This is a genomic window from Pseudomonas sp. REST10, from assembly GCF_029542605.1.
GTDB lineage: Bacteria > Pseudomonadota > Gammaproteobacteria > Pseudomonadales > Pseudomonadaceae > Aquipseudomonas > Aquipseudomonas khazarica.
The window spans coordinates 3,154,756-3,176,675 of sequence record NZ_CP035677.1; the positions used below are offsets into that span (position 1 = coordinate 3,154,756).

16 protein-coding genes and 1 pseudogene are annotated in these 21,920 nt (G+C 64.6%); 1 reads left to right on the forward strand and 16 read right to left on the reverse strand.

From position 1 onward, the window contains the following. Nucleotides 1–180 precede the first annotated feature (180 nt). The 15 genes and pseudogenes from nahK to EWH21_RS15015 all read right to left on the reverse strand — a co-directional run bounded on the left by nahK (nucleotide 181) and on the right by EWH21_RS15015 (nucleotide 20,310). Nucleotides 181–2,823, reverse strand: a complete 2,643-nt coding sequence (gene nahK, locus EWH21_RS14945) for a hybrid sensor histidine kinase/response regulator NahK/ErcS' (RefSeq protein ID WP_179554465.1) — start codon at nucleotides 2,821–2,823, stop codon at nucleotides 181–183. Then, nucleotides 2,753–3,916 (reverse strand): nitric oxide-sensing protein NosP, encoded by a 1,164-nt coding sequence (gene nosP, locus EWH21_RS14950; RefSeq protein ID WP_277698707.1) that lies wholly within the window; start codon nucleotides 3,914–3,916, stop codon nucleotides 2,753–2,755. The genes nahK and nosP overlap by 71 nt, the downstream gene beginning before the upstream one ends. A 272-nt stretch (nucleotides 3,917–4,188) precedes the next feature. Then, complete coding sequence (locus EWH21_RS14955; RefSeq protein ID WP_047589428.1) at nucleotides 4,189–5,373, reverse strand: porin; 1,185 nt, start codon at nucleotides 5,371–5,373, stop codon at nucleotides 4,189–4,191. A gap of 313 nt (nucleotides 5,374–5,686) precedes the next feature. Continuing rightward, nucleotides 5,687–8,074, reverse strand: coding sequence for a pyrroloquinoline quinone biosynthesis protein PqqF (pqqF, locus tag EWH21_RS14960; protein WP_277698708.1), 2,388 nt, complete (start codon nucleotides 8,072–8,074; stop codon nucleotides 5,687–5,689). 169 nt (nucleotides 8,075–8,243) lie between these two features. Then, on the reverse strand, nucleotides 8,244–9,788 hold the full coding sequence (locus EWH21_RS14965; protein ID WP_277698709.1) for a BCCT family transporter: 1,545 nt from the start codon (nucleotides 9,786–9,788) through the stop codon (nucleotides 8,244–8,246). Between the two features lie 314 nt (nucleotides 9,789–10,102). Then, nucleotides 10,103–11,374 carry an MFS transporter gene (locus EWH21_RS14970; protein WP_218875778.1) on the reverse strand — a complete coding sequence of 424 codons (1,272 nt, stop codon included), beginning with the start codon at nucleotides 11,372–11,374 and terminating at the stop codon, nucleotides 10,103–10,105. Further along, a complete protein-coding gene (locus EWH21_RS14975) occupies nucleotides 11,362–11,814 on the reverse strand; it encodes a hypothetical protein (protein ID WP_206596475.1) in 453 nt (150 codons plus the stop codon). Before EWH21_RS14975 ends, EWH21_RS14970 begins: the two co-directional genes overlap by 13 nt. 35 nt (nucleotides 11,815–11,849) lie before the next feature. Then, nucleotides 11,850–13,097: a Xaa-Pro peptidase family protein gene (locus EWH21_RS14980; protein ID WP_277698710.1), complete on the reverse strand. Its 1,248-nt coding sequence runs from the start codon at nucleotides 13,095–13,097 to the stop codon at nucleotides 11,850–11,852. Nucleotides 13,098–13,197: 100 nt separating this feature from the next. Beyond that, nucleotides 13,198–13,569, reverse strand: a complete 372-nt coding sequence (locus tag EWH21_RS14985; protein ID WP_179554469.1) for an ethanolamine utilization protein EutQ — start codon at nucleotides 13,567–13,569, stop codon at nucleotides 13,198–13,200. Next, nucleotides 13,566–14,894, reverse strand: coding sequence for an FAD-dependent oxidoreductase (locus EWH21_RS14990; RefSeq protein ID WP_277698711.1), 1,329 nt, complete (start codon nucleotides 14,892–14,894; stop codon nucleotides 13,566–13,568). Before EWH21_RS14990 ends, EWH21_RS14985 begins: the two co-directional genes overlap by 4 nt. A 10-nt stretch (nucleotides 14,895–14,904) precedes the next feature. After that, on the reverse strand, nucleotides 14,905–16,164 hold the full coding sequence (locus EWH21_RS14995; RefSeq protein ID WP_277700623.1) for an FAD-dependent oxidoreductase: 1,260 nt from the start codon (nucleotides 16,162–16,164) through the stop codon (nucleotides 14,905–14,907). Continuing rightward, nucleotides 16,153–16,317 (reverse strand): annotated as a pseudogene (locus tag EWH21_RS15000) (rubredoxin); the annotation flags it as partial. The pseudogene EWH21_RS15000 and the gene EWH21_RS14995, both read right to left, overlap by 12 nt. A gap of 5 nt (nucleotides 16,318–16,322) precedes the next feature. After that, nucleotides 16,323–17,768, reverse strand: a complete 1,446-nt coding sequence (locus EWH21_RS15005; protein WP_277698712.1) for an aldehyde dehydrogenase family protein — start codon at nucleotides 17,766–17,768, stop codon at nucleotides 16,323–16,325. A 10-nt stretch (nucleotides 17,769–17,778) separates the two neighbouring features. Beyond that, entirely contained in the window at nucleotides 17,779–18,969 is a 1,191-nt protein-coding gene (locus tag EWH21_RS15010; protein ID WP_052178383.1) for an aromatic ring-hydroxylating dioxygenase subunit alpha, read from the reverse strand. 414 nt (nucleotides 18,970–19,383) lie between these two features. Further along, nucleotides 19,384–20,310, reverse strand: coding sequence for a LysR substrate-binding domain-containing protein (locus tag EWH21_RS15015; RefSeq protein WP_277698713.1), 927 nt, complete (start codon nucleotides 20,308–20,310; stop codon nucleotides 19,384–19,386). Between the two features lie 241 nt (nucleotides 20,311–20,551). On the opposite strand from EWH21_RS15015, the gene dusA reads away from it, so the two are divergent. Beyond that, the gene (gene dusA / locus EWH21_RS15020) at nucleotides 20,552–21,553 is read left to right on the forward strand and encodes a tRNA dihydrouridine(20/20a) synthase DusA (RefSeq protein WP_277698714.1); all 1,002 of its coding nucleotides are present in this window, start codon (nucleotides 20,552–20,554) and stop codon (nucleotides 21,551–21,553) included. Here dusA and EWH21_RS15025 read toward each other — a convergent pair. Then, a complete protein-coding gene (locus EWH21_RS15025; protein ID WP_152489038.1) occupies nucleotides 21,523–21,849 on the reverse strand; it encodes a transcriptional repressor in 327 nt (108 codons plus the stop codon). The two genes, dusA and EWH21_RS15025, sit on opposite strands and share 31 nt — an antisense overlap. Nucleotides 21,850–21,920: the final 71 nt, after the last annotated feature.

Sequence of the window (21,920 nt, forward strand, 5' to 3'; positions counted from 1 at the left end):
GGATGTAAAGAGCGACATCCACCCTATGGCTCTGCTTGTCGTAGGAGCCCGCTTGCGGGCGATCCATGCATCCGTGGCCTGATCGCCGGCAAGCCGGCTCCTACAGAGACCGTCCGATTGCGACTCACGACCTGTAAATCTGCCCGCTGAGCAGGCAGCGCCCTGCGGTATGGCCCGCGTTCAAGCCCCTGCCCCGCGCTCCATCAGGTGACTCATCGCCGTCTTCAGCTTCATCGGCCGCACCGGCTTGTGCAGCAGACTGTGGCCAAGCTCGCGCATCTGCTGCTTGAGCTCGTTGCTGTAGTTGGCGGTGATCATCAGCGCCGGCAGCGGTGCGCTGCGCCTGGCGTTGATCTGCGCCACGGCATCGACGCCGTTGCGTTCGTCATCGAGGTGGTAGTCGGCGATCAGCAGGTCGGCCTCGGCATGGTAGTTGTCCACCTGGCGCGCCAGGTCTTCCTCGGACAGTGCGGTAACCACGCGACAACCCCAGCCTTCGAGCAGGGTACGCATGCCGGCGCAGATCGCCGCGTCGTTATCCAGCACCCACACCCGGGCGCCGCTGAGGCGTTCGATCAGCTGATCCGGGCTGTCCTGCACGGCGCGCACGCGCGGCGCCCGGCGGGTCAGCGGCACCTCCACGGCGAACATCGAGCCACGGCCCTGCTGCGAGGCCACGCGGATGCGATGGCCGAGCATGCGCGAGATCTTGTCGACGATGGCCAGCCCCAGGCCGAGCCCGCGATCCTGCTTGCGCTGCACCGTATCGCCGCGCTTGAACTCCTGGAATATCTCGCCGAGCTTGTCCGCAGGAATGCCGATACCGCTGTCCCAGACCTCGATGGACAGGCTGTTGCCACGCCGCCGGCAGCCAAGCAGCACGCGCCCGCTGGCGGTGTAGCGGATGGCGTTGCTGAGGAAGTTGCGCAGTATCCGCGCCAGCAGCTGCACGTCGCTGCGCACCAGCGCCGAGCTGGGCAGGTAGTCCAGGCGCAGCCCCTCGCTGCCGGCGACCTGGCGGTATTCGGTGGCCAGGTTCTCCAGCAGCTCGCTGACAGCGAACGGCGCGATATCCGGCTTGATCACCCCGGCATCGAGCTTGGATATGTCCACCAGCGTGCCCAGCAGGCTCTCGACATCCTCCAGCGAGTTGCTGACGTTGCGCACCAGCGGCTCGCAACCGGAGAGATCCGGCTTCTCCAGCAGCGCGCTGGTGAACAGCCGGGCGGCGTTGAGCGGCTGCAGCAGGTCATGGCTGACCGCCGCGAGGAACTTGGTCTTGGACAAGTTGGCCCGCTCCGCCTCACCCTTGGCCTCGCGCAGGCGCGCTTCCATCTGCGTGCGCTCGTCGATCTCGCGGCGCAGCTGGTCGTTGACCGTGGTCAGCTCGGTGGTCCGTTCGCGGACACGCTGCTCCAGGTGCTGATAGGCCTGGTGCAGCGCCTCGGCGGTACGCCGGCGCTCGGTGATGTCGCGGATCAGCACGAAGATCCCCACCACCTCGCCGCTGGCCAGGCGATTGGGCACGTAGGAGCGCAGCATGTAGCGCTCCTGGCCACTGTGGTTGGTCTCGGCGAACTCGAAGGTCACGCTCTCGCCGGACAGCGCCAGCTCCACGTAGGGCTCCAGGCGCTGGCAGTGCTCCTCGCTGTGCACCTCGCGCAGGCTCTGGCCGAGCATGGCGCCGCGCGGCCAGCAGTACCACTCCTCGTAGACCTTGTTGGTGAACTCGTAGACCAGATCGGCGGACAGGTAGGCGATCAGCGCCGGGACGTGGTCGGTGATCAGGCGGATCCAGCGCTCGCTCTCGCACAGCGCCTGCGCCTGCCGATGGCGCTCGGTGATATCGGTGAAGCTGTTGACGAAGCCGCCGGTGGGCAGCGGATGGGTGCGCACCTCGAGCATGCGTCCATCGAACAGGCGCACTTCCACCTGGCGCAACAGCTTGCCATTGGCGTCGCGGCTTTCCGGGGTCAGCGGCTCCAGCTCGCTCTCGGCCATGACCTCGGCGAACGGCCGGTGGGCATTGATCGGTGCCAGGCCGCAGAGTTCGAGGAAGCGGTGATTCCACAGCTCCAGCGCCCCTTCGGCATTGACCATGGCCATGCCCTGCGACAGGTTGTCGACCGCCCGCTGCAGCAGGCGGGACTTCTGCGCCAGCGCCTGCTCGCGGCGCAGCGCTTCGCTCTGTTTCACCTCGGTGATATCGGTGTAGAGGATCACCAGCCCGCCCTCACGGGTCGGCCGCTCGCTGACCTGGACCCAGCGCCCGTCCTGCAGGCGGAACAGGCTCGGCTCGCCCTCGCGGCCCAGTTGCGCTTCCACCACCAGCCCGGTGCTGCGGCTCAGGCGGCGAATCTCCTCCAGCCGCGTACCGGTGCCGATGCGCGCCCGGCTGCGTGCCCACAGGGCCTTGAAGCGGCTGTTGAACAGCACGATGCGCTGGCGATCGTCGAACAGCACGAAGGCGTCGGAAATGCTCTCGATGGCGTCGATCAGGTGCTGGTGGGCGGTCTCGGCACGCAGGCGCGCGTCACTGAGCAACTGGTTGCTCGACTTCAGTTCGGCCATCGCCTGGTTCAGCGCGTCGGTGCGTTCGCGCACCTGCTCCGACAGCACCACCGAATGCTGGAACGCCGCGTAGGCGTCGTCCCCCCGGGAGTGGATCGACTCCACCCGTTCGATCAGCGCCGCGTTGATGCGCCTGAGCTTGGCGTTCTCCTGCTCCAGGGCCGCACAGCGGGCCTGCAGATCAGCGCTCGCCACGCCCGACAGGTCGGCCAATGGCGACACCGGTGAAGGTCTGATTGATGTGCATGCCATTGAACTGCTCTCCGTAGGTGTTGAAACCGATCACCCCCTGCTGGCGCAGCAGCGTGGCGACCGACTCGACGCCGCCGTCGTTCTCGATTTCCAGGCGCCGCAGGAAACAGTCGCAACCGATGGTCAGCAACAGCGGCCCCAGGCGCTGTTCGAGCCCGGCGAACAGCTGCTCCAGGTTGGGCAGCAACGGGCCGGGATGCATGGCGGTGAGGACGATGCCGTTCTCCACCGCGCAGTAGAACGTCAGGCTGAGGTCGTCGTGCACCTGCTGGATGGAGCGCACGTAGTAGTGATCGCTGATGCGCACCGCCAGCGGATAGGCGGCGAACACCCGGTGATCGAGGGCATCGAGCGGAACGCCGATCAGCTCGGCGTACTCCTGCGCGGCGGGCATCGCGTTGAGCTCGTAGACCCGGCGACTGGTGCTGTCGGCACGGGTGACCACCAGCTTGTCGCCGCGGGGCTGGATGTGGTGGGTGCTGAACACCTCGAAATCCAGCCAGGTGTTGAACAGCACCACCACCGCCGCGCCACTGTGGAAGCGCCCACCGTGATAGACGTGGGTATGCGTCAGGTGGTTGTCGTCGCCCGCCGAGCCGCCGAAGTGCGGGATGCTGCCGAGCGCCGCGCTGAGCGCGCCGAGCACCAGTTCCTCACGGCTGGACAGGCCATCGAGCAGGGTCAGGGCGAAGCTGTGGCCCTTGATCGAGGCCAGCTCGTTGCTGCGGCAGTCCTTGACCAGGCCGTCCACCAGGTGCTGCGCGTCGAGCAGGTTGAAGCGCTCCATCTCATCGATCAGCGCACTGGCGATGGAGAAGCAGCGCAGGTCGAAGCCCAGCGCCACCACGCAGCCCCGGTCGTAGCCCTGCGGGGTGATCTCGCCGGCGCTGGTGCAGCCGACCAGGCTGACACCGCCGAAGTGCGCCTCCAGCGCCTGGCCGAGGCCGTCGAGGTCGTATTCGGCCGAGCAGAAGAACAGCACGAAGCCCAGATAGGGATGAATCAGCTGGCGCGCCAGTTCCTGGGCCGCCAGTTCCACGTCCTTCGTGCTGGATACCGCCCTGAGCACCCCTTGCGACTGTTCCAAGGCCATACCACGCCCCAATGCACCTACTGATCGAGTGGAAATTCTACGAAGCGCAGGTTGCCCACCCCATGCTACTTGAGTACTGGATCGGGCCTTCCTAGGTAGGGTGCGCCTTGCACAGCAGCCATGCAGCCGCGACGTGGCCCGGATGAAATCCGGGATGTGCACCGGAAAACGCCCCGGATTTCATCCGGGCTACAGGGCCAGGGATATGCAGCAGCCACAGACGGTAAAAGGCCGGACGGGGTCGCCCCCTGCCCGGCCTCGAACGCTGCGCGTTACCAGCTGAGTACCGCACCCACGGCGAAGGTGTCGGTGTCCTCGTTCAGGCCGCTGCCGGCGGCGGCATCGATCTGGTACTGGTTGTACTCGGCGACCAGCTTGAGGTTGTCGTTGATGGTGCGGAAGTAGGCGATGCCACGGGTCTCGTAGTCAGCCGCCACGCCCAGGCCGTTGCCATCGTCCTCGGTCTTGCCGTAGGACAGCGCCAGGCGGTTCTTGCCCCAGCTGTAGGAGCCCTGCAGCAGGTAGCCATCGCTGTCGATGTCACGCAGGGTCGGCTCGCCCAGGTTGTTGGTGAAGAACGGGTTGATGCCCTTGGCCTGGAAGCCGGAACCGGTCAGCGACAGACCGCCGAACTTGGCCTGCACGCCATAACCGAGGCCCTTGGAGGTCACCGTGTCGACGGTGTCGTCGGTGTTCTCGGAGGTCTGGTAGGCGCCGTTGATCCAGGTGTAGATGGTCGAGCCGCCGACCTCGAACTGGTAGCTGACCTCGGACTCGAAACGGGGGTTCTCCTGGTAGGCCTTACCGGTGGCGCTGTCGTCGTTGGTGTCGACCGGGTCCATGATGCCCACCGCCACGCGCAGGCCCTCGGCCAGGTTGTTGTTGCGGTAGGTGATCTGCGAAGTCGGGAAGGGGTACGGGTAGCCGGTGCCGATGTTGCCGAAGGACACGCCATTGCCGTCCACCAGGCCCAGGGTGTCGGAGACGTTGCCGTAGCCGGCCAGCAGTTCGTCGAGGAAGATGTTGGAGCGCGAGAACAGGCCGAAGTCCTTGCCCACCAGCACCTCGCCCCATTCCGGGTTGGAAACGGTGCCGTAGAACTGGCGAACGTCGATGGCGGTATCGGTGCCGTTGGTTTCGCTGTCGTTGATGGTGACCCAGAAGGACGAGCGCCCGGTCAGCTTGAGGTCATCGATCTGCTTGCCGAAGTTGAAACCGATCCAGTTGGGCAGGAAGCCCATCTTCACCCGTGACTGACGGCGGTCGAACTGGTCGCCATCACGATCCACGTCGCTGTTGACGTAGAAGGCGTTGATATAACCGTCGGTGGAGAAAGTGGTGTCGTCCTGGTCGTACAGGACGATCTCGGCGGCAGCCTGCTGCGCGGTCGCCAGGGCGACGGCGGTGGCCAGGGTCAGGGGCAGAAGTCGAGTGATGGCGATCTTGTTGTTGTGCATAACGCTCTCCGCTTGAGTGGCGACCGCCAGGGCAGTCGTGTCGGAGGCGATTATCGAAAGCGCGCCCTGGCGGCCATACGCTGCCTTGGCAGCGTTTGCCTGCTGCTTTGGCCTGGAGTGACCGGCCCGCTTCCGGCGGCTCGCGACCAGCCTGCTACCGGTAGCGGGAGAAAGGTCGTAGTACCCGCCAGCCCTTGGATGTAGAACGACGGCGCACGGCGTCTGCCAGGCGCGGCGAACGCAGGCACGGGAAACGCCCGGGGCTCGCCGAGCGGCCACGGGTTCGATAGGGAGAGGGAAAGACGGGCGCAGCCTAGACCGGCGTCGCGGCTCCACTGGCCAGCACGCGCCAGTCATCGGCGCGCAGCAGCTGCCGGTGCGCGCGCAGCAGATCGCGGGGCGTCAAGGCAGCCATTGCCCGCTGCAGCCTTTGCGGGTGAGCGTCGGGCAGCCCGGCCAGGTGCAGCTGCCACAGCTGCTCGGCGCGTGCCCGGTTGGTGGTGGCCGGGGCCAGCGCCAGCTGCAATGCATCACGCTCAGCGGACAGCGCCGCGTCGTCCAGTGCGGCGAGCGACTGGCATTGCTCATCGAGAAACGCGCGGATATGGGCAAAGATGCCTGGCGCATCGCACCGCGGGGACTGCAGGGCGAACAGCAAGCCGCGGCAGCCCTGGACCTGGCGAAAGCCGGCGAACAAGGCATAGCCCAGCTGCAGCTCGCCCCGCAGGCGCCGGTAGAAACGCCCCTGCAGCACCTGCCCGAGCAGGCGCCAGGCCGCCTCGGTGCGTGCATCGCGGGCAGGCAGCGGACAGAACAGCAGCAACGCCGCATCCGCGCCCGGCTGCGCCAGGCGCTGCCAGTCGAGACCTCGCGCCGCATCCGTGCATGGCGGCATGTCCGGCAGCGGCTCGACGGCCGCGCACAGCCCGGCCAGCTGCGCCTGTCCGGCGTCCCCCAGGCCGACGCTCAACCCTTGCAGCCCGGGTGCAGCGGGCAGCTCGCACAGCTGCGGCAGGCGCTGCAACAGATCGCGCAACAGCAGGCCCTGTGCCTCCGGTTCGGCCAGCTCATCCAGCGGCGCCAGCAACACCGGCAGCAGCAGGCCACTGAATGCAGGCAACAGCGCTGCGGGCCCATGCAGCGCCAGGCTCCAGCTGGAGGCCTGCACGCTCAACTGGCTGCCGATGCCAAGCCGCTCGCCGCGCCAGCGCAGATCGGCGCTGCGTGCTTGCAGGGTGGCCTCCAGGGCCGCCACGTCTGCCGTCACCGAACAGGGGCCGCGCCAGTGGAGAGCGGCCGGGCCGCCCTCGGCCTGCCCCGGATGATGTCGCAGCTCCGCCACCGGCAGAACGGCCGCTGCCGCGCTGGCGCCAGCCAGCAGCGGCTCATCGCAGGACAATTGCCATGTGTATGCCGGCGCCGGCACCGGCGATCGCTCCGCCAGTGCCCGCAACGGCAGATCCAGGCCGATGGCGGGCCAACGGGGCTGCGCCTGGTCGCCGCAGTGCAGTTCGAACAGACCGTCACCCTGCGCCAGGGCCGCCAGCAGAGCGTTCAGGTCTCGCAGCGTCTGGTCGTCATCCTGCGCGGGCATCTGCAGGTGTTGAGCCAGCGCCAGCGGGCCGAGACCAAGCGACCTGAGAGCGGCTGCCTGCTGCTGATGCTGCAGGCGCGACGACCAGTGCGCATGACCCCGCAGGTGCGCGGCCCAATCCTGCACGACGGCGCGCAGGACGCCGCCCTGCTCCGCCGTGGCGCCGGCAAGGTCGAGGCGCAACAGACACTGCCCCGCGTGCTGGTACAGCACCCGCGCCTGCAATTGCCGGCACAGCCGCCGTTCCCGCAGCGCCGCCAGCAGGCCGCCGGGCGCAGGGTCATGCAGCGCGTCCAGCAACAGCGCCAGGGCGACCTCACAGCTGGCAGCGAGTTGCGCAGCAAACCCCAGATGCAGCGCAGGGCGCGCCTGCTGCAAACACAAGCGCGTTGCGCGCAGCGGCAGCAGGTCGGCCGGCGACGCGGAACCGGCGCCGCCCTCTCCCCCTGGCAGCGCCCCGAGCAAGGTCTCGGCGATGGCCAGCAACTGTTCCGCAGGTTGTGGCCCGACCAGGGTCAGGCGCATGCACCCGGCCCGGAAGTAACGCCGCTGGTGCGCCCGCAGCGCCTGCTGAAAATGCGACGACTCCACGGCCAGGGTACGGCGATCCCCGGCCAGGAACTCGCCACAGCGATGCCCGGCGGCCAGTGCCTGCCCCAGTGCGTGATCGATGCGACTGTCGCCATCCTGGCTGCGTGCCTGGTACTCGGCATGCAGCACGTCGCGCTCGCGCAGCTGCGCCTCGCTCTCCAGCAGCGGCCGGCAGAGCATATCCAGCAGGCGGGCCAGCGCCGGCTGCAGTTGCGCGGCCGGCAGCTCGCAGACGAAATCCGTATGCCGCGCCCGGGTCGAGGCATTGACCAGGCCGCCATGCCGCTGGGCGAAGGCCATCAACCCCTGCTCACCCGGGTAATCGCGGCTGCCGAGAAACAGCAGGTGTTCGAGAAAGTGCGCCAGGCCAGGGTACTCCGGCGGCTCGTCATGGCTGCCGGCCGCCACCCGCAGGCACAAGCCGACGCACTGCGCCCAGGGCTGCCGCTGCACGCACAGCTGTGCGCCGTTGGTCAGACGCCGGACAGGAGCAGACGCTGGAGTGTTCTCGGCCATTCAGAAATCTCTGGGCAGTCTAACGCTCAGCTTCGACAACACACCTGCACCCGACAATGGTGCTTTCGGCTGGGTAACACGCTCCTTTGGTATTAAAAGCCGCGTACGCGAAAACGAAATGCCCCGACACCGAGCGCAAGGCCGGTGTCGGGGCATCGACTGGCTGGCGTCAGCTGCGGCAGTCTTCAATCAGCCCTTTGACCAGGCCGATCATCAGCAACAGCATCAGCGCCATGAACGGCAGTCCCATGGCCACGGCACCGGCCTGAATGCCCTTGAGTGCGGTATCGCCGCCAATCACGAACAGCGTGACAGTCACCAGCGCGATCATCACCAGCCACAGCACACGCTGCACCGGCAGGGTATTTGGATCGCCACCGGCCGACAGGTTGTCAATCACCAGCGCACCGGAGTCCACCGACGTCACCATGAAGAACACCAACAAAGCGACCACCAGCAGCGAACCGATACCGGCCAACGGCAGCATTTCCAGGAACTGGAAAATGGCCATGTTGACGTCACTGAGGCCAGCCGCCAGGGCACCGCTGCCATCAATCACCTGGGCGATCGCGCCGCCACCGAATGCCGAGAACCACAGTAGCGTAACCACGGTCGGCGCCAGCATCACCATGCCCACCATCTGGCGCAGGGTGCGGCCCTTGGAAACGCGAGCGACGAAGATGCCCACCAGAGGACCCCAGGTGCACCACCAGGCCCAGTAGAACACCGTCCAGCCCTGGAACCAGTCCTGATCGGGACGATCGATCCAGTTGCTCAGTGGCAGGAACATCTGGCCATAGTCGACCGCGGCGTTCAGGGTGTTGGAGAAGAACGCCATGCCCCCAATACCGACCGCGACCAGCAGGAACAGAACCAGCGCAAGCAGCATGTTGATGTTACTCAGCACCTTGACCCCTGCATCCAGCCCTCGCCACAGCGAGAACGCTGCCAGACAGGTCACAGCGACGATGAACATCAGTTGAAAGGCAAAGGTATTCGGTGTGCCCATCACATAGGCAATACCTGCGGTGGCCTGCATAGCTCCCAGACCAAGGGAGGTGGCCAGACCGAAGATGCTCAACACCACGGTAAACACATCGACCACTTGCCCCGGCAAGCCGCGGTGACCACGGCCCAGCAGCGGCTGCAGACCGGAACTGAGCGACAGTGGTAGCCCCTTGTTGTAGGAGAAGTACCCTACCACCAGCGCGCTGGTCAGGTAGATGGCCCAGGGATGAAAGCCCCAATGGTACAGCGTCGCGCCCATCGCCGCGTGGGCGGCCTCCGGGGTGCTGGCGGTCACGTCCAGCGGTGTTTTCCACCAGGCGGTGTATTGCGCCACTGGCTCGGCGACGCCCCAGTACAGCAGGCCGACGCCCATGCCAGCGGCAAACATCATGGAGAACCAAGACAAGGTGCTGAATTCGGCTTTGGCGTCGCGCCCACCGAGACGCACCTTGCCCAGCGGCGACAGGGCCAGGCCGGCGCAGAACAGCACCGCCAGATTGCCCATGATGATGATGAACCAGTCGAAGTTCTTCAGGATCCAGCCCTTGATGCCTTCCAGCGTCTCACCGAAGACCACGGGATTGCTCAGCGCCAGGAGAACCAGCAACAGGATGGTGGAGAAGGAAACAGGGAATATGACGCGATGGAAGTTCAAGCCGAGCACTCGAATATTGAAGTCTCGACCGACTATGTCTTCCGCAACCATAGGCTTCATGCACGCACCTCGATTTTGTTCTTGTAATAGTTTTCTCCGCATCCGGACTGGGCCCTGCAGGTGCAGTTGGCGGCTCGGTAATCGCTGCGGATGACCAATGGTCGAACAGGCTCGAATCCATCGACAAACCATTTAATCTGCGCAACTTATGACTTTTAATCATCAATATGGACGATCAATAAGGGAGCCAACTGAAAGCCTCAAAGCCATATCTATCGGGCGCTGTCGAGCCGACAGGCGGGAACCTTCCGACTCGTTGTTCAGACTGAGCTTTTCGCATCCACTCACGGATCAGGATGGATCGTTCAGAGCCTCTGGCTGGGTGCTTCCTCGACTCGCTCCTCCACACTGACCGCAGGTTCGATAACCGCAGCCAGGGTCGTGCAGGCAAGGGCATTGGGTGTGGCCTGATGCTGCAACGGTGCATCGTCCTGCAGGTGCTCGCCGGTCACGCGCCCCTGTCCCACGGCAACAGCCAGTACCGCCGCGCTGATGGCAAAGAACAGATAGAGGCTGGAGGGGCCGAAATGTCCCATTAGCGCACCGGCCAGCAGCGGGCCGATGCAGGCGCCCACACCGAAAGTAGCGAGCAACAGCCCCGCCAGCGATACGCGCAGACGTGGCTCCATGTTGTCGTTGGCCAGGGCCACGCCCAGCGGGTACAGGCAGAACTGCAAGAAACCGATGCACGCGCTGAACAGCAGCAGCACGCCGAACGACAGCCCCTGATAGAACGCCAGCGGCAGGCAGGTCAGGATCAGCAACGCCGCCACACCGCGAATCAGGCTGGCGCGTGGCAAGCGATCCGACAGCCAGCCCAGTGGCAGTTGTGCAAGCAGCCCAGCGGCAATCGCCAGGGCCATGAACTGGCCCACTTCGACCGTACTCAGGCCCTGGCGGCTGGCATAGATCGACGACAACCCATAGAAACCACCGTTGATCATCCCCGATATCAGTACGGTGAACAGCGACTGCGGCACTCGCTGCAAGAACAGACGCAGATCGACCGGCTCGGAGCCCGGTATGGTCGGATGGGTACTGCGGGTCAGCGCTACCGGCACCTGGCTCAAGGCGAAGGCAATGACCACGCCGAGCAGCGCATGCAGACCGAGATTGCCGTCGATGCTCAGCGCCAGTTGACCGAGCATCATGCCGACGTAGGCCGCGACCATGTAGATGCCCAGCACCCTGCCGCGCTGATCGCTCTGCGCGCAGTCGTTGAGCCAGCTCTCCACCACCATCAGCTGGCACATCATCGCCACGCCGACGACAAAACGCAGCAACAGCCAGAGCGGCAACGCCTCACTGAAGGCATGCATCAGCACCGCCGCGCAGATGATGCCAGAGCAGGCCACGTAGGTACGAATATGACCGACACGACCGATCAGCACCTGGCCAACCTTGCCGCCGACCACCATACCCAGGGCATTGGCAGCCATCAGCGCGCCCCCCCAGAACTCGGCGACGCCGCCAGCAGTCAGGCGCAGCGCCAGATAGGTCATCAGCAGGGTCGAGCCGAGCTGCATCAGCAGGCTGGCCAGATAGAGTGCAGCGAACGCCTGGGTCAAGCCGAGCAATTGCTCACCCCTTTATCAAGGACAACCACCACGCCTGAGTCGGGCGCGCAGCAAAACGGGACGATCGGCAACCCTCCCAGCGGGCGAACCCGATGCCGACATTCGGCGAGATCTCGTTGCTGATCACCCGCACGGGAGGAGCTCTGGGTCGATGGTGATCGACCGGCTACGCCAGGCCTTTCCCGGAAAGGACCCGACTCATAGCCCGCCCCGACTGTTCCAGACGCGCCGACAGCGTTGTGGTGGTCCGGGTCGAACGACTCGCGGGAGAGATGGCTGAACGGTACATCGGCCAATTGCGGGCAGTACGCCAGGAAAGCCTTGCGATGCTCGGGGCATACCGACTCGCGCAAGGCGCCGTTGCGGCTCTTGCCGTTCTTGGGCATGTGCTTGCAGATGTTACGGATGATCAGACGGCGATCCTGGGTCATGCACACCATGGTGCCCTCCTCCAACACTGATTGTGGTCCCCCAATCACAGCCAGTCCGTTTGCCACGGGTAGTGCGACAGGGCTTCGCAGCCGTTGGCGGTGATCAGTACCTGCTGCTCCAGCTTGATGCCCTCCTTGCCGCCCTGCTCGCCGATATAGCTCTCCACGCAGAGCACCATGTTTTCCTCGAATACACCGTCGTAGCCGCTGCTGGCCCAGTCGCTCCCCTTGTGCGCCAGAGCCGGATACTCGTCGACCAGGCCGACGCCGTGCACGACACAGCAATAACGGTTGTGCCAATAGGCCGGCGGAATATCCCAGGACTGCTCGACGAACTCGCGGTGACTCAAGCCCGGACGCAACAGCGCCATGTTGTGCAGTACCTGTTCATGGGCCAGACGATAGAGCTTGCGCTGCTCGGCGCTGGGGGAAACGTGGCCGACCGTCCAGGCTCGAGAGATATCGGCGCAGTAGCCGTATGGCCCGATCAGATCGGTGTCGAAGCAGACGATCTCACCTTCCTGCATCACCCGGTCGCTGGACTCCTGCATCCAGGGATTGGTACGCGGCCCTGAGGCCAGCAGGCGGGTTTCGATCCACTCACCACCGTGGCGCACGTTCTCGTAGTGCAGCCAGGCCCACAGCTCGTTCTCGGTCATGCCGGGGCGCAGTGCATCGTGCATGCGCTGAATGCCGCGCTCGCACACGGCGATGGTCCAGCGCATCAACTCCAACTCCTCAGAGGATTTGATTCGCCGAGCCTGCTCCATCAGGCTGTGCCCTTCTATCAGCGTCAGGCCGGCCTCGCGCAGCAGGTCGAGGCCTTCCAGATCAGCCTTGTCCACCGCCAGGCGCACCTTGCCTCCCGCATGCTGGCGAATCACCGCCTGTATATCGTCGGCCCAGACCTGAGCCTTCTCGCCGATGCGCGAGCCCGCACCGAAATAGCTCCAGTTGATCGCTGGACGTATCTCATCGAGCAGTTCGTTGCCTTGGTGCAGATGTTCGCAGTTGTGGAACTCGAACAGCACCACAGGCCCATCAGCGAAAACCAGCGCATAGCGGGCGTAGTTATGCAGAGTCCACACCTGCATGTTGGAGGTGTCGGTGGCATAGCGGATGTTCACCGGGTCATACAGCAGTATGGCCGAGCAATCGGCGGCCTTGAGTTGCTGACGCACTCGTTGCAAACGATAGGCGCGAGCAGCCCTATGGGTTTCGAGGCTGACCGGGTTGCGCAGCGGCTGCGCGGCGACCTCGTCGGCTAGATACTTATTTTTGTTTTCGAACATGGCTAGGCTTCCTGAGGAATGAAAGTGGACGCCGCCGGAGCCGACGCGCTCCATCTACGCGTCGGCCAGCTAAGCAGGGCCATCTGCAACACGCCACTGGCTAAGCCAGACCGTGCCGTTGTTTCCAGTCACCCGGATGGACCACATAACCGAACAGCGCATGTCCGCCGTAAACCAGTTCGGTGCCTTCGGGAATCCACAGCAGTTGCCCTGGCTTGACGTGATAGCACTCGCCATTGGCCTGTAGCTCGAAGCAGCCGTCAATGACGAAGAGCACCTCGTCGTAGAGCAGCGTCCAGGCCACCTCTGCGCCCTCCCAGCGGGCGAAACCGATGCCGATGTTCGGCGAAATCTCGTTGCTGATCGCCCGCGCTACGAAGGCAGCGCCGGGCGGCCCGCCCCGCGGGATGAACTCCAGGTCATGGTGATCGACCAATAGCACCGGACCTTTCCCGGAAACGGCCTGAGTCATAGCTCGCTCCGACTGTTCCAGGCCGCCAGACGAATGCGCGAGCGCACGCCCAGGCCGAGAAATGGCTCCGGCGGATTGAGCGACGGCATACCGGTGACCGTCTGGATATCGCGCAACTGCGCCGAATCGCCGCCCACCGCCATTTCCGCCAGCAGCGTGCCGGAGATGGTGCCCCATGCCGCGCCGACGCCATTGTCGCAAGCCGAGGCGAACACACCCGGCTCCAGCTCGCCGAAGAAGTTGGTGAAGTTGCGCGAGATCGCGTAAACGCCGCCCCAGGTGTGGCTGAACGGCACATCGGCCAGTTGCGGAAAGCGCGCCAGGAAGGCCCTGCGATGATCGTCGCGCACCGACTCGCGCATGGCGTCGCTGGTGCTCTTGCCGTACTTCGGCACGTGCCTGTAGGTGTTGCGGATGATCAGGCGGCGGTCCTGGGTCATGCGTACCGTGGTGCCGGCGTGATCGGCCGGAGTCAGCCCCCAGTCGAGCTGGCCACCGTAGGCCGCCAGTTCAGTGTCGTTCAGCGGACGCGTCCAGCTGGCGAAGGTCATCACGGGTAACAGACGGTTGCGCAGGTAGCCGAACTCCTGGGTGAAGATGCTGGTGCCGAGCAGCAACTGCGCAGTGCGAATCGTGCCCTGACTGCCCTGCAGCAGCCAGCCGCCCTGCCCTTCACGTTGCAGACGCGTGATGGGCGACTCTTCCAGCAGCTCGACATTCTCCGGCAGCGAGTGCGCCAGCCCGGTAACCAGCGCCGCCGGCTGCATTAGGTAGCAACCCGGGGTGAAGATTGCGCGGCTGTAGTATTTATTGCCGAGCACCTGCGCCAGCTCGTCGCGCTCGACCAGGCGGAAGGGTTCGCCCAGATTCTTCAGCAACTGCTCGAAATGCTCCAGATACGCCAGACCACGCTGGCCCACAGCGCCCTGATACTTGCCGGCATGCGACCATTGGCAGTCGATGCCGTGACGCTCGATCAGCCCCTGTAGCTGGGCGATGGCGGCGCGATTGAGTGACAGCAAGCGCTGTTTGTGGGCCGGATCGGGATGTTCCAGAGCGAATTTGTGCGGCAGGTCGATGACGAAACCGGAGTTGCGTCCGGAAGCGCCCTGGGCGACACGCTGGGCGTCGACCAGGATGATGCGTTTGTCCGGCATCAGCTCGCCAAGGCGGCGCGCAGCGGCCAGGCCGGCGAAACCGGCGCCGATCACCACGTAATCGGCGCGTTGCTCACCATGCAGGCGCTTGCACGCGGGTTGCTGTGGCAGTGCCGCGTACCAGCCACAACTGCTGTCGTCATGGGGCAGATTGATTTGCTTGCTCATGCGTGCGCCCTCAGGCCACTGATCGTTGTGCGTTCTGGCAGCTCTGCAGCCAGCTGTTGCGTTGGGTCTGCGCCTGTCGCCCGAGCAGGACGAAGCCGCACACCACACCATCGGCATCGTAGAAGCCGGCGCTCAGCCCATCGGCGTTCGCTGTGCAGCGCCACTCTCCGGCGGTGCCGGGCGCCGGTGCCAACAGGCACAGCGGCGCAGCCGGGGTTTTCACCGTCACCGGCATCAGCGGATAGCTCACGGCCGTCGGCTGACCGAGCAAGGTTTTGCTCAGTGCGGCGATGCCCTGATTGATCGGCGCCAGGTAGGGCAGCAGTTGCCCATCGACCTCGATGCAGTCACCCAGGGCGTAGATGCCCGGCTGCGAGCTCTGCAGCTGGGAATCGACCTGAATCCCACGGCCCACGGCCAGCCCGGCACACTTGGCCAGGCTCAGGTTGGGCTGCAGACCGACGGCCGAGAGCACCAGATCGGCCTCCAGGCTTTCGCCATTGGCCAGGATCAGGCGGTAGCCCTGCTCCAGCGTATCGACGCGGCGCACGGTGTTCTGCAGGTGCCAGCTCACACCCAACGCTGCCAGCTCACGTTGCAGATGTTGCCCGGCTTCGGCCGGCAGCAGACGTTCCATCGGCCATTTACCGAGGCCGATGACGCTGACCTGAAAACCGCTGGCTGCCAGGTCGTTGGCGAACTCGCAGCCGATCAGCCCGTCGCCGAGAATCACCACGCGCCGGACACCGACCAGGCGCTCGCGGAAGCTGCGGTAGTCATGCAGGTTGTTGACACTGATCAGCGCGTCGCTGACCCCGTCGATGGGCAGACGAATCGGCGCGGCACCGCTGGCCAGCACCAGTTGCCCGTATTCCATCTCACCGATATTGGTGTGCAGACGTCGCGCCGAGGTGTCGATGCGCTCCACTGTGCAATGCGGGTAGACGCGAATTTTCAGGCGCTTCTCGATGGCCAGCGCAGACTCGCCAGCCAACGCGTCGGCGCTCTTGCCTTGCGCCAGACCGATGGACAGCGCCGGCTTGGAATACAGGTGACCGGATTCCTGGGTCAGCACGCGGATTTCCACCTCGGCATCGGCGCGGCGCAGGGCCTGGGCCAGGCCATAACCGGCATAACCGCTGCCGATGATGACGATGGGCTGACGCACGTCAGCCGCCACGGCTTGCTGCGGTTGCGGTTGCGGCGGCACCGGCAACGGCGTGCTGAGCGGCGCTGCCGCAGCGGCGACTACCGGGCTGATGTCGAGCATCTCGAAATCTTCCTTGCCGACTTTGCACTCCGGGCACTGCCAGTCCTCCGGTACGTCTTCCCAACGGGTGCCGGCGACAATGCCGTCGTCCGGCCAGCCCAGGGCCTCGTCATAGATGAGGCCGCAGACCACACACAGCCAGGTCTTGAACATGTTGCTCACTCCCCCGCCACGCGAATGGCGACGTTCTTGGTGCGTACGTAGCTGTACAGCGCTTCCTGGCCCTTCTCACGGCCGAAGCCGGACAGGCCAACACCGCCAAATGGCGTTTCGATGCCACCGGCATACCACTCGTTGACGAATACCTGGCCAGCGCGCAGGCGCCGCACGCAGCGCATGGCACGGCTGATGTCCTGGGTGAAGACGCCAGCAACCAGACCGAAATCGGTGCCATTGGCAATCTCGATGGCCTGCTCTTCACTGTCGAAGGGGATAATCGCCAGTACCGGGCCAAACACCTCTTCCCGGGCGATGCACATGTCCGCACGCACGTCGCGAAACACCGTCGGACGCATGAAGTGCCCGGTCAGTTCGCTATGAGCCTCGCCACCGGTGGCCAGCACCGCACCTTCATCGACTGCGCGCCGACACAGGGTTTCGATTCCAGCGAGTTGAGCTGCACTGACAACCGGGGTGAGGTCCGGGTTGTCCTGGCCGAGGCCGACGCTGAGCCCTTCGGCCAGCTCGACCACCGCCTGGACGATGTCTTCGTAAATTTCGCGCTGCACCAGCAGGCGCGACATGGCCGAGCAGACCTGCCCGGCATTGAAGAAAATGCCGCTCTTGACGCTGGCCAGCAGTTGCTTGCGGTCGACATCGGCGAAGGCAATGGCGGCCGACTTGCCGCCCAGTTCCATGACGCTGGGAATGGCGTTGGCCGCCGCATCGCGAAGAATCGACTGGCCGGTAGGCACCGAGCCGGTGAAGACGATCTGGTCGACCTTGGCGCTGCTCACCAGATGCGCTCCAACCTCACGACCACGGCCGCAGATCAGGTTGATCGCACCCTGCGGCAAGCCAGCCTTGACGATGGCGCGTACCAGCACGCACATGCCCAGCGGCGACAGCTCCGGCGACTTGATCACCACCGCGTTGCCGGCCGCCAGCGCCGGCGCCAGGGAGCGCGCACAGATGGACACCGGAAAATTCCACGGCACGATCTGCGCCGACACGCCCATGGGGTCGTAGACGGTGAAATCCATGTAGCCGTTGCCCAGCGGGATAGAGGTGCCCTCGATCTTGTCCGCCATGCCCGCGTAGTACTCGAAGTAGCGCGCGGCTTCGATGAACTCATCGCGGGCATCAGCGAGGCTCTTGCCATTTTCCTGGCACAGCACCCAGGCACCTTCGTCCGCCACCGCACGGATTTCCTCGGCAATGCGCAGCAGCCAGCTGACCCGCTGCGCCGGGCGGGCGCGGGTCAGCTCACCGCTGTCGGCGCAGCGACGTGCCGCCAGCAGCGCGCGCTCGGCGTCCTCGACACTGGCCTGGGCAATGGTCGCCAGCGGTCCGGCAGTACCGGGGTTGTTCACGCTCAGGTGCTGGGTGCTGTCGACCCAGTCACCATCGATGTAATTGAGCCAGTGAGAGGCGATCGGATACATGACGGCCTCCTCAGGCGTTCTGCGCGATGGTCAGCAACTTGCGCGCGGCCCACTGGTGGAAGTAGTGCGTCGGGATATCCATCTCCGGGGAGAACGCGCCGCCGCCGTAGCCCGGCGAATGACGGCCCTTCTGCATGCCTTCGACCGAGGCGATGTCTTCGGCGAACACCACTTTCCACGATTCCAGAATGGCGTTGCGGCAAGCGGCGTACTCGTCGCTCAGCGCCTCGTCACCCACGTAGAACAGGCGCAGGTGCTCGATGGTACGGCCCGGTGCAACCGGTTCCAGTTGCATGGCGAAGGCATGGTCGGCCTGGATTCCCAGCAGCACATTGGGGAAGAAGGCCACGTACTCGGCGTTGCGCAGGCGGTCCTGCGGCCAGCTGGGGAACTGCGGCAAGTGGGTGCCGGCAACATCGGAGAGGTTGTAGGCGTAGCTGCCCTGGCCGGCGAACTGCTCGTCGAAGAGGATGTTGTAGTGATCCTCAAGACGCGAATATGTATTCAGACTCGGGTGCACCCACGGCAGGTGGTACGCCTCGCAGTAGTTCTCCACAGCCAGCTTCCAGTTACAGGCGATGTCGAGGGTGGTCGAGTCCATGTTGGCGCGGCGGCGCATCAGGCTCATGCCGTCATCACCGAGGAACTGGCTCCAGCGCGCGGTCAGCGGCGCCAGCATCTCTTCCAGCGGCTGCGCGTCACCGGACAGGTTGACGAACACCATGTCCATCCAGATGGCGCTGCGGATGGCCTTGAGACCATGCTTCTCGCAGGCAAAACGCTCGTCCTTGTGCTTGTCGATACCGCCAACGTGCGGCGTGCCCTTGAGACCGCCGTTGAGGTCATAGGTCCAGGAGTGGTACGGGCAGCGAATCACGCCCTGCACGGTGCCAGCCTCTTCCACCAGCTTCATGCCACGGTGGCTGCAGACGTTGTGGAACACCTGCACCTGGCCTTCACGGTTGCGCATCAGCAACAGCGGCAGGCCCATGAAGTCGACCGGTTTTACCGAACCGTTCTGGCTCAGATCGCTGGCGAAGCCGACGCAGGCCCAAGTCGTGCCCATGATCTGATCGCGTTCGAGCTCAAACAGCTTCTGGTCGGTGTAGAACGCGTTGGACAGGCCGGTGGCTTCATGAATCGGTGCAAGTATGGTTTCCAGCTGGTGCACTGGGATTTGCTGAGATGTGGCTTGAGTCATTGTTGTTATCCCCTGCAAGGCACGGTGGTGGTAATCGGCAGGCCTTCGGGCGCTGCTCGTTGGTCACCAGTGTCGAAAAGCAGGGGATTGTTCGACAAACGATTTTTGCGGCAACATTTATGACTAAAAATCATAAATATAAGTGAGGCTCAGTTAGCCAGCCCAGAAAATCCGCAGACTGATACATGTCGTGGGCTCATCGACTCATGACGAGAAATGGCTTGTACCGCGCTGTCGCCGGTGCCATCTTGCCGTCACTGCGCAACGCCCTGCAGGCACTTGTCAACCCGGCAAGCGCTGCCTGCTGCGCAGCGGTTCTACGCCAACAGCCGCGAAACCGCCCTTCTCACTGATCGCCCGCGCTACGGGTAATGTACGAGCTGCCTCAGGCCAAAAGCCTGCGGCAGCTTCGCTTCAACCCGCCTGAGCCTCGTCACCAGGCGTGCTGGCGACCTGCTCCATCAACCAGTTGCGAAAGCGCTGCACACTCTGCCGACTGCTGCGCCCCAGGGGCTCAAGCAAGCAGAACTGCGCATCGGTGTGCAATGTGACATCGATAGGCCGCACCAATGCGCCGGTCTGCAGATAGTTGTCCACCAGATTCGACCAGGCCAGCGCAATACCCTGCCCACTCAGCGCCGACTGGATCAGCATCGAGTAGCTGTTGATGTTGATCCTATGCCTCGGCTCACACGCCTTGTAGCCAAGGCGCTGGAACCACTCCGGCCAGCTGATCCAGTCACGCTGCGGGTCTTCCAGCCATAGCCAGGTTCCAGTGGCCAGCTGCGCCGGGTCGCAGAAATCCGGGTGTTTGGCCAGGTAGCCTGGACTGCATACAGGGAACACTTCTTCGGCGAACAGAGACGTCACCTGCATGTTCTTCGGCGGTGTGCGGCAGTAGTACAACGCCAGATCACAATCCAGGCGCGAGAAGTCCTTGACGTGGTCGTAGGCGATGATGCGCAGATCCACTTCTTCGTTGTCACGCTGGAACTCGGCGACCCGCGGCAACAACCAGAGCGAGGCCATGGCGGTACTGGTCACCACCGTGACCTGCTGCGCGCCGCGCCAGTGACGGATTTCGCCCGTGGCGTGGGCCAGTTGCAGCAAGGATTCGCGCACCGTGTCGTAGTAGTGACTACCGGTCGGGCTGAGGTTGATTTCACGGGTGGTGCGCTCGAACAGGGTCTTGCCGAGGTAGTCCTCAAGCAGGCGCACCTGTCGGCTGATCGCACCCTGGGTGACGTTAAGTTCCTTGGCCGCGAGGGTGAAACTCAGGTTTCGCGCGGCCGACTCGAACGCCACCAGGCTGTTGAGCGGAGGCAGAGGTTGAATCTTCATGCAGGCAATTCACGCAGGCGTTGTTGTTATTTGACCGCTGTCTGGAATGCGGCTCGACCTGAAGCATGTAGCATCTAGCGTTAAACCGATACGCGCCACGAGAGAAAAGTCACAGCTCTGGTAAACTGGCGCATCGCCGCCCGCAGCTACATCACGTCAGCGACCTGTACCAGTAGAACAGCGCCGCGCCAAAGTTTCTTGTCTGAAACCCCAGTAAATACGTCAGAACGCGTCATCCCAAATGTCTTTAGAAAACGCCACCACCACTCGCCCTGCCCTGTCCCGCCGCTTCTCCGTGGCACCGATGATGGACTGGACGGACCGTCACTGCCGCTACTTCCTGCGCCAGCTGTCGCGCCATGCCCTGCTCTACACCGAGATGGTCACGACAGGTGCGCTGATCCACGGTGATCGCGAGCGCTTCCTGCGCTACAGCGAGTGCGAACACCCACTGGCCCTGCAATTGGGTGGCAGCAACCCGCAGGACCTGGCGACCTGCGCGAAGATGGCCGAAGAACACGGCTATGACGAGGTGAACCTGAACGTCGGCTGCCCCAGCGACCGGGTGCAGAACAACATGATCGGTGCCTGCCTGATGGGCCACCCGGCGCTGGTGGCGGACTGCGTGAAGGCCATGCAGGATGCCGTGAGCATCCCGGTGACGGTGAAACACCGCATCGGCATCAATGGTCGCGACAGCTATGCCGAGCTGTGCGACTTCGTCGGCCAGGTGCGTGATGCCGGCTGCCGCAGCTTCACCGTGCACGCGCGCATCGCCATCCTCGAAGGCCTGTCGCCCAAGGAGAACCGCGAGATTCCGCCGCTGCGCTACGACATCGCCGCCCAGCTCAAGCAGGACTTCCCCGACCTCGAGGTCGTCCTCAATGGCGGCATCAAGACCCTGGAGGAATGCGAGCAGCACCTGCAGACGTTCGATGGCGTGATGCTCGGCCGCGAGGCCTATCACAACCCCTTCCTGCTGGCGCAGGTCGACCAGCGCCTGTTCGGCGCGCCAGGCAATGGCATCACGCGCCTGGACGCCCTGCTCGCCATGCGTCCCTACGTGGAGCAGCACCTGCGCGACGGCGGCACCCTGCACCACATCAGCCGTCACGTACTCGGCCTGGCCCAGGGCTTTCCCGGCGCACGCCGCTTCCGCCAGTTGCTGTCGACCGACCTGAACAAGGTCCAGGACCCGCTGGGCCTGCTCGATCAGGCAGCCGAACTGCTGCGCGGACACTGAGCCGGCGTCACCAGGCGATAGCGGCTGCGCCCTGTCGCCCGGACCATGCCGTTGTCTTCCATGCGCCGCAGGACCTGGCGCACACTGACCAGGGACAGCGGCTCGCCGGCGTCACATAGCTGCTGATGCAGCTCGCGGGCGGATACGCCCTGCTCCTCATCCGCCACGCACAGCGCCTCCACCACCTTGAGCCGGGGCATGCTGAAGCGCAGCCCGACCGCCTGTAGCCACTCACGACACTGGCGCGTGTCCGGCACACCTTCGAGTGAACGAGAGGGCTGGGTCTGGGTCGACATAATTCGGGTTCCTTGGCTGCTCGTTACAAGTCGGACTCCACCGACTCAGGGGCGTTCTACCACGCCTGTAT

Bases quoted from the DNA above. Each gene is read 5' to 3' on its own strand.
- EWH21_RS15015 (WP_277698713.1), bottom strand. From the start codon at position 20,310: ATGAAGATTCAACCTCTGCCTCCGCTCAACAGCCTGGTGGCGTTCGAG.
- dusA (WP_277698714.1), top strand. From the start codon at position 20,552: ATGTCTTTAGAAAACGCCACCACCACTCGCCCTGCCCTGTCCCGCCGC.
- EWH21_RS15010 (WP_052178383.1), bottom strand. From the start codon at position 18,969: ATGACTCAAGCCACATCTCAGCAAATCCCAGTGCACCAGCTGGAAACC.
- EWH21_RS14955 (WP_047589428.1), bottom strand. From the start codon at position 5,373: ATGCACAACAACAAGATCGCCATCACTCGACTTCTGCCCCTGACCCTG.
- EWH21_RS15025 (WP_152489038.1), bottom strand. From the start codon at position 21,849: ATGTCGACCCAGACCCAGCCCTCTCGTTCACTCGAAGGTGTGCCGGAC.
- EWH21_RS14975 (WP_206596475.1), bottom strand. From the start codon at position 11,814: ATGGTGTGCATGACCCAGGATCGCCGTCTGATCATCCGTAACATCTGC.
- nosP (WP_277698707.1), bottom strand. From the start codon at position 3,916: ATGGCCTTGGAACAGTCGCAAGGGGTGCTCAGGGCGGTATCCAGCACG.
- EWH21_RS15005 (WP_277698712.1), bottom strand. From the start codon at position 17,768: ATGTATCCGATCGCCTCTCACTGGCTCAATTACATCGATGGTGACTGG.
- EWH21_RS14995 (WP_277700623.1), bottom strand. From the start codon at position 16,164: ATGCTCGACATCAGCCCGGTAGTCGCCGCTGCGGCAGCGCCGCTCAGC.
- EWH21_RS14990 (WP_277698711.1), bottom strand. From the start codon at position 14,894: ATGAGCAAGCAAATCAATCTGCCCCATGACGACAGCAGTTGTGGCTGG.
- EWH21_RS14965 (WP_277698709.1), bottom strand. From the start codon at position 9,788: ATGGTTGCGGAAGACATAGTCGGTCGAGACTTCAATATTCGAGTGCTC.
- EWH21_RS14985 (WP_179554469.1), bottom strand. From the start codon at position 13,569: ATGACTCAGGCCGTTTCCGGGAAAGGTCCGGTGCTATTGGTCGATCAC.
- pqqF (WP_277698708.1), bottom strand. From the start codon at position 8,074: ATGGCCGAGAACACTCCAGCGTCTGCTCCTGTCCGGCGTCTGACCAAC.
- EWH21_RS14980 (WP_277698710.1), bottom strand. From the start codon at position 13,097: ATGTTCGAAAACAAAAATAAGTATCTAGCCGACGAGGTCGCCGCGCAG.
- nahK (WP_179554465.1), bottom strand. From the start codon at position 2,823: ATGGCATGCACATCAATCAGACCTTCACCGGTGTCGCCATTGGCCGAC.